Origin of the sequence: Shewanella psychrophila (genome assembly GCF_002005305.1) — a bacterium.
In the GTDB taxonomy this organism is placed as follows: domain Bacteria; phylum Pseudomonadota; class Gammaproteobacteria; order Enterobacterales; family Shewanellaceae; genus Shewanella; species Shewanella psychrophila.
Window position 1 is genome coordinate 5,903,522 of record NZ_CP014782.1, and the last position, 11,999, is coordinate 5,915,520.

Annotated in this window: 11 protein-coding genes and 2 pseudogenes; 6 read left to right on the forward strand and 7 right to left on the reverse strand. The window is 41.4% G+C overall.

What is annotated here, in order from left to right; translation table 11 throughout:
• Positions 1-211: 211 nt before the first annotated feature.
• Positions 212-1,189, reverse strand: a complete 978-nt coding sequence (locus sps_RS25870; protein WP_077755127.1) for a transposase — start codon at positions 1,187-1,189, stop codon at positions 212-214.
• 369 nt (positions 1,190-1,558) lie between these two features.
• Here sps_RS25870 and sps_RS25875 point away from each other — a divergent pair, with 369 nt between their 5' ends.
• Together sps_RS25875 and sps_RS25880 are read left to right on the forward strand one after the other, a co-directional pair.
• Positions 1,559-1,774 (forward strand): hypothetical protein, encoded by a 216-nt coding sequence (locus sps_RS25875; RefSeq protein ID WP_077755128.1) that lies wholly within the window; start codon positions 1,559-1,561, stop codon positions 1,772-1,774.
• Positions 1,775-1,786: 12 nt separating this feature from the next.
• Positions 1,787-2,434: pseudogene (locus tag sps_RS25880) on the forward strand (TonB family protein); the annotation flags it as partial.
• Positions 2,435-2,610: 176 nt separating this feature from the next.
• Here the strand turns inward: sps_RS25880 and sps_RS25885 are convergent.
• Positions 2,611-3,942 (reverse strand): M48 family metallopeptidase, encoded by a 1,332-nt coding sequence (locus tag sps_RS25885; RefSeq protein ID WP_077755130.1) that lies wholly within the window; start codon positions 3,940-3,942, stop codon positions 2,611-2,613.
• A 217-nt stretch (positions 3,943-4,159) separates the two neighbouring features.
• Between sps_RS25885 and sps_RS25890 the strand changes: the two genes are divergently transcribed.
• On the forward strand, positions 4,160-4,984 hold the full coding sequence (locus tag sps_RS25890; protein ID WP_077755131.1) for a substrate-binding periplasmic protein: 825 nt from the start codon (positions 4,160-4,162) through the stop codon (positions 4,982-4,984).
• Between the two features lie 63 nt (positions 4,985-5,047).
• Here the strand turns inward: sps_RS25890 and sps_RS25895 are convergent, their stop codons facing one another.
• A complete protein-coding gene (locus tag sps_RS25895; protein WP_077755132.1) occupies positions 5,048-5,560 on the reverse strand; it encodes an Sbal_3080 family lipoprotein in 513 nt (170 codons plus the stop codon).
• A gap of 330 nt (positions 5,561-5,890) precedes the next feature.
• On the opposite strand from sps_RS25895, the gene sps_RS25900 reads away from it, so the two are divergent.
• A complete protein-coding gene (locus sps_RS25900; RefSeq protein WP_077755133.1) occupies positions 5,891-6,163 on the forward strand; it encodes a DNA polymerase III subunit epsilon in 273 nt (90 codons plus the stop codon).
• Between the two features lie 122 nt (positions 6,164-6,285).
• Here sps_RS25900 and sps_RS25905 read toward each other — a convergent pair whose 3' ends face one another.
• A complete protein-coding gene (locus tag sps_RS25905; protein WP_077755134.1) occupies positions 6,286-7,005 on the reverse strand; it encodes a substrate-binding periplasmic protein in 720 nt (239 codons plus the stop codon).
• Between the two features lie 333 nt (positions 7,006-7,338).
• Between sps_RS25905 and sps_RS29290 the strand changes: the two are divergent.
• Positions 7,339-7,491: pseudogene (locus sps_RS29290) on the forward strand (nuclease); the annotation flags it as partial.
• A 141-nt stretch (positions 7,492-7,632) separates the two neighbouring features.
• The gene (locus sps_RS25915) at positions 7,633-8,412 is read left to right on the forward strand and encodes an AraC family transcriptional regulator (RefSeq protein WP_077755135.1); all 780 of its coding nucleotides are present in this window, start codon (positions 7,633-7,635) and stop codon (positions 8,410-8,412) included.
• Positions 8,413-8,462: 50 nt separating this feature from the next.
• Here the strand turns inward: sps_RS25915 and panB are convergent, their stop codons facing one another.
• From panB to sps_RS25930, 3 genes are all read right to left on the reverse strand, one after another.
• Entirely contained in the window at positions 8,463-9,257 is a 795-nt protein-coding gene (panB, locus tag sps_RS25920) for a 3-methyl-2-oxobutanoate hydroxymethyltransferase (RefSeq protein ID WP_077755136.1), read from the reverse strand.
• A gap of 585 nt (positions 9,258-9,842) precedes the next feature.
• Positions 9,843-11,492, reverse strand: coding sequence for a chaperonin GroEL (groL, locus tag sps_RS25925; RefSeq protein ID WP_077755137.1), 1,650 nt, complete (start codon positions 11,490-11,492; stop codon positions 9,843-9,845).
• A 53-nt stretch (positions 11,493-11,545) separates the two neighbouring features.
• Positions 11,546-11,836, reverse strand: a complete 291-nt coding sequence (locus sps_RS25930) for a co-chaperone GroES (RefSeq protein ID WP_077755138.1) — start codon at positions 11,834-11,836, stop codon at positions 11,546-11,548.
• Positions 11,837-11,999 lie beyond the last annotated feature (163 nt).

An 11,999-nucleotide genomic window follows, 5' to 3' on the forward strand; every position in this document is an offset into this window, starting at 1 on the left:
GGCCACCCATGATTAATCAATGAGATACCAACCAACTTCCTAATTTCTATACTTAGCTAAGCTGACAAAGTTAAATCAGCCAGTCATCAGACTATTCAGAACTGATTACCTACAGAATTGGTCGCTTTAAGCAGCGGGAGGTGAATTAAATGCAAGACTACCCAACCCATTAAGTTAATTGGTTAACTGGAACAAAGAGGGATTGAAATTATCAGCTTACTTGTAAGTACTGACAACATTGAGAAAAATGCCGTCCTCGCTTCTCTAAGTGTTCACAATAGTTCGTAAGTTCTTGCAGAGTGCCAACAGGGCCATGAAAAATCTTACCAAAATCAGAGGTGAGCTTTATCCAGTTATCAGTGGGGATATTTAGCCGAATCAATATTGCTGCAGCATTGGCTGAAATCGAACCTCGCTTATCATCACGAAGTATACGACCCGTTTCATCAACCAACTCCAAGTAGTCTTTAAGATTAAACTTGATACCTTTAGCTTGATGAGCATGCTCATTGCCAATAAAAGGCAGTAGTTTTACCGGTTGCTTCCCCTTCAAGGCCGCCTCAACTCTAAGCTGAAGACTTGTATAGTCAGAATTTTCAGGTGTTTGAGCTACCTTCGCACGTATAGGGTTCAATTCCACATACGCCATACACGCTAGAACTGCCGCTTCATCTAGTAAAGCTTGGCTTTTGAACCGCCTCTCCCAGAAATGCCCGGTGCAGTTATCTTCATAATTTGCTTTCCTGGCTATGGGTTCATTGAGACAACGCATAAACCAACTAACATCACTAAGACGTGAACGATAGGTGGCAATAAGACGCTTTAATTGAGCCACTTGGTACTCATAAATAACCTCTCCTTTAGTAAACTTTCGTGTCAGGTCTGTACCTTTAAAACATTTATGCCATTGTTCAACCACCTCCCTATCGGACCAGGTATTGGTCGTGTTCAAATCAATATACAAAACGAGATGGAGATGATTACTCATTACGGCATACGCAGCCACATCAATAGCAAATACCTCAGTCAGTTTAAGGATCTGTACTTCTACCCAAGCTCGACGATGATCATAATTTTTACCTGTATATTTGTCGTCTCCGCAGAGATGGGCGCGGCGGACAACTCGACTACAACAGTGATAATAAGGTGTGTCTTCTAGACTTATTTGCGAACTTCGAGGACGGGGCATAGTAGTCTCCAGCTTAAACTCTTCATTAAGCTTAGTAAGAAGAATAACAGCACCATTAACAATGGGTGGCCTGATTTATTAGCCTGATTTATTAGTCACAATTCCACAGCATTATGGAAAATTCCAACTTTAAGAAACAGCTCTGTGTTAAATATGCCCTTGATAGGTAAGTTAGCTTCATCAAATAAGTGATAGATTTACTCTAATGAGCTTTACTCGATTACAACTATAAAAATATAGAAAAAACCACAATAAAGATAAGCGAACTCTACGACCTTTGTCTGCAACATATGGCTATGCTATTGTTCGCAACCAACTTATTTAACAGGGAAAGAGAAGGCTAATATTTCCTTCTTTAGTTTATTGATAATGAATACAAAATTTAAAATAAAAACAAAATTAATTTCATTAATCTTAATATTAATGACTTTCGGATGCGCAAGTCAAAGCAAAATCTACACAGAAGAAAAAACTGATAATTCGCCAGTTAACAATAATGTTGAACTGGACGTTAAAAATGCCGAAGTTAAACGTTACCCTCCAACTTACCCGAGTGAAGCTGCACGGCAAGGTATAGAAGGATGAGTACAATTAACGTTTGATATAGACATGCAAGGACACACACAAAATATCAGCATTATAAAATCAAAACCCAATGCCATTTTTGAACAAAGTGCCATTGACTCCCTAAAGAAATGGAAATATCACCCTAAGGTGGTTCATGGAAAGACTATTTATCAAAAAGGACAAACCGTACAGCTGAACTTTACTTTAGATAAAGCTGAAGCTTATAATCCTTCACCATCGCCTAGTCACTCCTTTAGTCCAAAACCACCAAATAAGCATCAACAAATCACTGATCTTAATGTCTATAACGGAGTGAAAAAAGGGTTTGAATTGTATACGGAAGGTAAGCTAAATCAAGCCATAGAAACAACTAAAAATATTCAAGCCACGACCCCATTTGAGCAGGCTTATGTTAACAAACTTATAGGCAACTTCTACGCTGAAGAAGGTCGTATGGAAAAGGCCATTTACTATTTAAATGAAGCTTGCAAAAGTCGACTACTAACTGATGTTTCTCATGCTGCTACTACACAATTATTAGCAGATCTCAATTACCACCAAGGGCATTATCAAGTTGCACTAGAAAACTACCAAGACTGGATCATGTTTACAGGCAATCAAGACCTGCGAGTATTAGAAAGAATAACAAGTTCAAAGCTAAAATTACGAAGTAATTAGGGATAAAAGAGTCTAACCCTGTCCAAGTTACTACTTTGAAGAAGGGCAAGAATAACAGCACCATTAACAATGGGTGGCCTGGTTTATGATGGGTGGCCTGATTTATTGCTTTTGAATGACCATAAAAAACGCGAGATAATCTCGCGTTTTGTGTATCGATATAAACGTTAATCAACTTAGCCTTGGCAATCTTCCGGTAAGTAGTCATCAGGAATATGCTCGCTAGTGCATCTCCAGCTGATGTTGCCCATTTCATCCACGCTCGGGACTAAGTAGATCTCATACTGTTGATAATCTCCTAACGCTTCAGAACCTAGAAAGCTTAAAATACCATCGTTATATAACCAGTAGGTTGGCAACTCACGCTCTAATGCGATATCAGCTGGCTCTTCAGGCCACGCATTGCGGATCTTATAATAGACTTCGACAGCCTCACTCACAGGCATCATCGCTTTGTGATTAATGTCGACACCTTCAATAGCAAGAGTAATGTCGGTGACTTGTGGCTCGGTCTCCATCTTGTCAGTTTCATGCTGACTCACCTGGGTGGTTTCTACGCTTGCATTGGCTTTGTCTTGGTACTGTTTATATTGCGGGATCGCGATAGCAGCCATAATACCTATGATTGCCGCCAATACGATTATCCCCCCAGCACCATTGCCCATACGTGGCACACACATACTCAATAAATAAGCGACGGCGTGACGTGATGGCGGGTGATAAGTGCTGCCGGTAGAGCGTGCATGCACGCGAGCCATACGCTTAGTCAGCCAAGGATAACTCGCATTTAGCTCGTGCAGCGACATCCAAAAGCCATTGGTTTGCTTGGCTTGATGAATATATTGCGCGACATTCATCCGCTTCCATTGCTCTACACCAGCTGCGAGTACTGCTACGGCATTGGTGGCAGAACTGGGCTTATTACAACAGCGCTCCCCATGTAAGTCACAGGTGTATTCACACGCTCTTGCGTATGCCGGACCTATCAAAGGTAACCAAGCGGAAAATATCAATAAAGACCCTTTACCCAAATGATTGCGGCGAATATGGCCAAGCTCATGACCAATATAGAAATTGAGGGCATCTTTATCGGTTTCTAACGCGTCGACAATGGAAGAAAAAAGCACGATATAATTACGACGTAAGAAACGTGTCGCTAACGCATTCAGCATCCCATCGGCCGCCAATAAATACACCTTAGGTGGATTCGGCATATCTAAGCGTGCACAGCAGGCCAAGTATTGAGTGTAAAGCTCCGGAAGTTGCTCTGTATTGACTTCAACCGCGGAGCCTTTTAAATAACTGATAAAGGCCGATTGGCTGAATAAGTAAATGATGAAAAACAGCAGTACATATAACAATGCCATACCAAGTGTGCCGACAATCAGCAATATCCAGCAGAGGCCAGATAAAAACGCCAAAATGCCAAAAAGGGTTTTCTCGTTACTATAAACAAGATCCGCCGTGTTAATAGGGTGCTCATTCCCTGATGTTACAACCTGCTCCATAAATTTCCCTAAATCCATTTAAAAGGAGCGACAACCTAACTAATTTTTCTCATAAATACAATAACTCAGCGTACGCATAGTTAATATTATGTATCACAAAGCGAAAGTGGGTCGCCCTTTAGAAAGTGTTGAATAAGTTTACTCACTCCCTACTTGTTGCAAATCTGATATATTTACAATGATTACATTTTAAACATAAAGACCAAAAGGAAGCGGAATGAGCATTGAAAAAATTACTCATATTGAGCCGCTTGATTCATATTTTTTCAATTTTCTTGCCTGGATTCGATGTTTCTTGCCTTCTATAGTGCTCGTCCTTTCGGTGTCTATGGCTCCCGCAAAAGCCAATACAATCGTGCTATCTCTAACAACGGGTGACGATTACCCGCCTTTTACAGGCCGTGAGCTGCCCCAAGGTGGCATGGCGTCCACCTTGGTAATTAACGCCTTTGAAAAATCGGGTTATGTTGTTAAAGAAATAGAATGGCTTCCATGGAAAAGAGGCTATACGCTCGCACAGCGAGGACAATATCATGCAACATTCCCCTATGGCTGGACCGCAGAACGCGAAGAGTCTTTCTATTTTTCGGATCCCTTCTTTCCGACATTAAACTACGCTTGGTCGCGTTCGGGACAATCAAACACATTAACGAACGAAGAAGATTTACAGGGAACGGTTTATTGTAACCCGCGCGGATATGGGAATTTTGGGCAAATAAAAGAACTCATGGATCGAAACTTACTTCGCCGTGAAACCCCCAATAGCATGCTCCACTGCTTCAGGATGTTGCTGCAAAAGCGGGTTGATTTCGTCGCTGCGACTCCTAATGATGCCATGAAAGCACTATTGCAGGCCGAGATATCGCCAGAAGAGGTTCAACGCTCTGGATTTGTTATTACAGAAATCCCGCTTCATGTGATTGTATCCAAGCAAAGGCCAAGGGCTCTGGAAATTATTGATGCCTTTAACAAGGGATTAAAAATACTCCGGGAAAATGGCCGTTATGAGGCTCTAAAAGAAGAATTCAATTGGGTGGAGTGAAGCAAAGAAAAAAAGTGAGGCCAAGAACATGTTTATTCCGACCCACTTGTTTATCGCCGCTAACTAACAGTTGTAAGCGCAGGTTGATGCAGACTTAGCACTTCTATCTTTACCGTGCTCTAATTGACGCTCAGCATCTTGCACAGAGATCTTCTGAAAGAACACTTCCATAATAAGATTAAGCCTTTCTTCAGCATTGCCAAACTTATCCATACCACCATACTGAACTGAATCGAAATCAAGCTCTGCCACCTTGTTTCCTTTACTATCAGTCACGTCTAAATTTACGTAGCGCATATAAGTTGCAATGTCCCACCACCAGTTAGCATTGAACTCAAACATAACTTGATTATCAGCTAATTGAGCATCGGGACTTTCGGTGTGCTTAGACACCTTATAACCATTATCGACCATCCAGTTAGTCACAATACCTCTAACATTTTCAGTTTGCTTCGAGTCGTTTGTCATCACGATCTCTTTGTCGAAATTAGGATCCATCTGCTTTAATTCTGTTAAACCATTGCTCGAACAACCCGTAACAGCAAGTATAACTATACCAAATAATACTTTTTTCATATGGCTCTCTCTTTTGTGTGCAGCGGGATTTTACAACACAAAATAGACAGCAGTCTAGTCAAGTGGTAGGCAAATATCCTTCCACACTTATATTATCGAGCTGTAAATGGATGCAATTGATAAATTAATATCATGAAAAGGCAAGATAAAGGGCTCTAAGCTCCACAGTGTTCAAACCCGACTAAAGACAGGCTAAAGCTAGATAGGGTGGGGATTGAAACCCATCTTATGCTAAAATCCCCCTATCAGCTTTATGAATGTGCAACAGATCTCATTTGTTTGACTGAGGGTAGTGAAACCTACCGTGATTAACTAATGAGGATACAAGATATGAGCAAGTTAAATGCCGAAGAGCGCAAAGCCCGAGACAATGAACGTTTTTCACAACGTGTAGATGAGCGCAGGGTAAAAGGCGAAGATGTCGTTGCCTATGCACTAGCCAATAAGAAAGCCTATAAATTTCTGACTAAACCAGAGAAACACGAGCTTAAGCAAAGACAAGCGGCTCTTCAGAATGAAGTGAAACTTACAGTGCAAGAAAAGATTAAGCTTAGAGAAGAGCAAGAATTACAACAGATTGAAGCGACATTTACCGAACAGTAAAACACCATAAATAGCCGTCTTAACTCGCTATTGATATGTGGGGTCACAAGCCCCGCCTATCGAGTTTATCAGCTCCCCAACTCAAACCTAAGCTTGCGATAAGCATCGAGTTACAAAGCCATTTATAAATCTATTTTTGCGTTACCAGAAGCGTAATCCAACGCAATAATGCCCTCAAGTTTCATCTGCTCTAGTGCATCGTTTATTGAACTGCAAAGTGTTCTACCTGAAATGGAGTCATGGCAAACATAAAATACAGCTAAAACATTAATTGGTTTATCTAGATCATAATGTATCAGCTCTGCGTGCTTACTGTTTTCTATGGCGGCTACAGTGGACGTGTTATCGCCAATAATCGCATCAATATAGCCTCGCATTAACCTTGCAATATTAACATCGTCATTTTTGGCATAGTCTAAATTTATACTCTGATTCTTGGTTATATGCTCACCGTAACTGTAGCCAGCAACAGCCCCGACTATCTTACCCGCTAAGTCATTAATTGTTTTTATATCTGAGCCGATCTTAGTAAACAGAACAATTTTTTTAAGATAAAAAGGATCAGAGATAATGAAATCAGACTTGGGCAGGTTTTCTAAGAGCTCTGGAAAATAGGCATCTAGTTTATGCTGTTTAAAGTCACGCTGGGTACGCTTTGTTGGCTGAATGATGAGGTTGGTATCTAGCGATAGACGTCGTAAAACTTCGTTATGCATTTTGATAAAAAGACCTTGCTGCTGGTCTATAACAAGGTTTGGTATGTAGTAACTACCAATCGTAGTACTAAAAGCAGTCGTCGAATAGAAAGCCAAAACTAAAAAGATGAGGAATAAATACCGCATTCACTGAAGCCTTCCGAGGGATACTCAATACAATTTAGTCAGTATATTGCTTGTGGATTAAAAGTACAGTGATGACTGGTGCCCCTCATCAATGCCTAGAAAAAGAGGCCCATTAACTATGGTGTTTATGCTTCTATAACCCCTACTTGTTTATAGACTGTTGTGTATAGACTGTATCCTCAGCAAAGTATTCCCTCATACCAATAGCTTTATCAGCCTTAATGGAGCTATTATGATTTTAGTATCAAACTGCTAGTTCTTATCAAACGACAGAGTTAAAGCAGTGAATGGATGCAATTGATAAATGATACTCAAAACTAAGTATTTGTATCATCAACAAATTACACGCCAATGTATGGCAAGCTTACTCTTTCTTGAGATAAGTACATCAAATGTAATCAGTGCACAAAGAACACGTCGATGAAACAGGCCTGCCCAAAGTGTGAGGCCAAGAATACCAAAGTGCAGTACACACTGAGCTGCCAAGGTTGGGATCTGCAGATGGTTCAGATCTTAGAGAAATTTTACTCTGAACCTACTTATCCAAGTATAATCTTTTACCTTCCTCAATCAAGCTTAAACTAGTTACCCGACGTTATGTTAACCCCTTCATGATAGGCAGTGTATATGGCTAATATTTGTCACAGTAAACTATTATCACAACCAGCTGCTAATGTATTTCTTAGCTACGAATTATTTTTACCCGATACAATCACCCCACCCCATCAACACATTTGGGGACAATTACAAATAGTTAATACTGGTGTAATTGAAATAAAAACCGAGAAAAATACCTACCTCTCTCCTTCTCAATATGGGATTTGGGTTCCCGCAAATACACGGCATGAAAGTTATATGCGGCGACGGATACAATACAGTTCAATCAATATCGTACCTGAGATCATACCTATGCCAGACCATGTATGTCTTATTGAAATCAGTGCTATTTTCCGTAGTATTCTCGATGATTTTCGAAGCAGAAATATAACACAAGCAAACACGACTCAGGATGATAGGCTAATAACAGTGGTACTAGATCAAATCCGTACATCAAAACAACAACCAAATTTTTTACCTCAAACTAATGACCCATTACTGACTCCTATTTTGTTAGAATTAGGTCATGAACCAAGTAATCAAATGAATTTGTCTGAGTGGGCTCAAAAACTACATACGACTGAGCGTACCTTAGCTCGACATTGTAGAAATAAGCTTGGAATGAATTTTAGTGAGTTGCGTCAAAGGGCTAAGTTTCTGCGTTCGGTGGAGCTGTTACGACAGGGATACACCGTCAAAAATATAGCTCTAAGCTTGGGTTACAATCAAAGCTCACCCTTTATTACTCTATTTAAAAAATATGCTGGTAGCCCCCCTGCACAACACATTAAAAACCTCACCAAAATATAGAAGAATCTATTTCGACTTGCTTGATTTGGTCATCTCCTACAGATCACGTGTTATTGGAAGCAGTGTTCATCTTCAGGAAATGTCTGCAGCTGAACCGCTTCAATATACTTAGCAACTGCAGAGTTAATATCATTGCTTCCCGCTAGAAAGTTTTTCGTAAACCTTGGAATATAATTTGCCGATATGCCTAAAATATCATGCATAACCAAAACCTGACCGTCAGTATTTTTACCCGCGCCAATTCCAATAACTGGAATATCCAGCTTACTGGTAATCTTGTCAGCCAATGTAGCAGGTACACATTCCAGTACTAATACTTGAGCCCCGGCATTTTGTAACTGCAAGGCATCATTAAGCATATTCTCTGCCTGTTCTTGTGTTTTCCCCTGAACTTTATAGCCCCCATGGATATTAACAGCTTGTGGTAATAACCCTAAATGAACACAAACAGGTACTGCTCGCTCGGTTAAAACTTTTACGGTCTCAGCTAACCACCCACTACCTTCCAACTTAACCATGTTAGCACCAGCTTTCATTAATGTAGCGGCGGATTCACAGGCTATCTCAGGTGTCGGGTAACTCATAAAGGGCATATCTGAAATGATAAAAGAGTTTGGACTACCAACTCTTACACATTCGGTATGGTAAGCAATATCCTTAACATTAACACCCAAAGTAGTTTCCTTACCTTGTATCACAGAGCCAAGTGAATCGCCGACAATCAATACAGGCATATTTTGCTGCTCAAAAACCTTTGCAAAACTCGCATCATAAGCCGTAATTGACGCAAATTTATGTCCTAATAATTTCCAATTATTTAAATCTGAAATAGTAACTTTTTTCATTAAATTCCATGCTTGTTCCAAGTATTTAAAAGAATATTAGCATGTGGATATTTTATGGATATATCGCTAAAAAGACACTTTATAACGCTGAAAAACGATAAGTACGGAAACATAGCCTATATAAATTAAAATCAGCTTACGGGGTAACTCAGGACTGAGTCTGAGGGATCCCCACGAATTTAATAGCGTGGCTGTGAATCCCGGCCTAAAAGAACACCGGGATGACAGAATGGATTCCCTAGATTCCGGCCCAAAAGCATTACCGGAATGACGGTGTAGATTGTCCGAATGACGGTAGGTTATCTTCCAGACACAAACCCCCTCCAAGACCATCCATGGTCTTCGGGGATAACTCTCTATTTCGAGAAGTCCATACGTAAAAAAATCCCCGATACTTTTCAATATCGAGGATTTAAATTCGTTTGGCTTTAAGCTTTTAAGCTTTAGACCAGCAATGACTTTTTGCTAATTTTGGCGCCGGATAAATCGTGTTAGTACAAGGCGCTGTGAGCGACGCGTAGTCTTTCTTACGCGAGCGAACAGCAACGCCGTAATCACCGATTTAGACCAGTCAAAAAGCAAAAATTACATCATGCCGCCCATTCCGCCCATACCACCCATTCCGCCCATGCCACCCATATCTGGAGCTGAAGCATCTTGTGGCATTTCGGCAACCATACACTCGGTTGTGATCATCAGACCAGCAATAGAGGCTGCGAACTGTAGTGCGCTACGAGTAACCTTAGTTGGATCTAAGATACCCATCTCTAGCATGTCACCGTAAGTGTCGTTACCTGCGTTGTAACCGTAGTTACCTGAACCGTTCTTAACGTTGTTAGCGACAACTGAACCTTCTTCACCCGCGTTAGTGGCGATCTGGCGTAGAGGAGCTTCCATTGCGCGAATTGCGATAACCACACCGTGCTGCTGGTCTTCGTTAAGTACATCAATGTCTGCAATCTTGCTAGCAACACGTACCAGAGCAACACCACCACCGGCAACAACACCTTCTTCAACTGCTGCGCGAGTCGCGTGAAGTGCATCTTCTACACGTGCCTTCTTCTCTTTCATTTCAACTTCGGTAGCCGCACCGACTTTGATCACTGCAACACCGCCAGCTAGTTTAGCCATGCGCTCTTGTAGCTTCTCTTTGTCGTAATCAGAGGTAGACTCTTCAGCCTGGATCTTGATCTGTGAAACGCGAGCCTTGATTTGGCTCTCTTCACCAGTACCGTCGATGATAGTGGTGTCATCTTTAGTGATGATAACGCGCTTAGCAGTACCAAGATCTTCCAGAGTGGCTTTTTCAAGCTCTAGGCCAATCTCTTCAGCGATAACAGTACCGCCAGTCAAGATAGCGATATCTTGTAGCATAGCCTTACGACGGTCACCGAAACCTGGTGCCTTAACAGCAGCAACTTTCACGATACCGCGCATGTTGTTGACAACTAGTGTCGCTAGTGCTTCACCTTCAACGTCTTCGGCAATGATAAGCAGTGGCTTACCCGTTTTAGCCAAACCTTCAAGAATAGGCAGTAACTCACGGATGTTAGATACTTTCTTATCAACAAGAAGAATGTATGGGCTTTCCAATTCAACACTGCCAGTCTCTGGCTTGTTGATGAAGTATGGAGAAAGGTAACCGCGATCGAACTGCATACCTTCTACTACGTCTAGCTCATTTTCCAGAGCCTGACCTTCTTCAACTGTGATAACACCTTCTTTGCCTACGCGATCCATCGCTGTTGCGATGATTTGACCGATAGTCTCGTCAGAGTTAGCAGAGATGGTACCAACCTGAGTGATAGCATTTTTGTCAGCACACTCTTGAGATAGGTTTTTAAGCTCGGCAACAGCTGCAACTACAGCCTTGTCGATACCGCGCTTAAGATCCATTGGGTTCATGCCAGCAGCGACGGCTTTAAGGCCTTCGTTAACGATAGCTTGAGCAAGCACAGTAGCTGTAGTGGTACCGTCACCGGCTTCGTCGTTGGCTTTAGAAGCAACTTCTTTAACCATCTGAGCGCCCATGTTCTCGATCTTGTCTTCAAGTTCGATATCTTTAGCCACTGTAACACCATCTTTGGTGATCAGTGGTGCGCCGAAGCTCTTGTCCAGAACCACGTTACGACCCTTAGGGCCCAGAGTAACTTTAACTGCGTTTGCTAGAATGTTTACGCCCGCAAGCATTTTTACACGTGCGTCGTTACCAAATAATACTTCTTTAGCTGCCATGTTCTTTATCCTTTGAAATTTGTTTGAATGGGATGTTGAAACTCAATGAGTGCTTAGCTCACTACAGCCATTAGGTCAGATTCTGAAAGGATCAGAACTTCTTCACCATCAATCTTCTCTTTCTTCACGCCGTAACCTTCGTTGAAGATCACCATGTCACCCACTTTTACGTCTAGTGGTTGAACAGAACCATTCTCAAGAATTCGGCCATTGCCTACTGCAAGTATTTCACCACGAGTCGATTGCTCGGCAGCGCTACCTGTAAGTACGATGCCACCAGCAGATTTTGATTCAACTTCAGAACGTTTAACTATGACACGGTCATGTAATGGACGAATGTTCATCTATGGACTCTCCTAATGATTTTGCCCAGCATTAGGCTGGCAAATAAAAAAATTGCGGCGAAATTATCAGTAAATTAAGTCGCTTGATGTTGGAGATATGGGGTCATCTAGATGAGAACCAAGGTCTTTACAAAAATAATCTCATTTTTTTTATCCCGCTTTT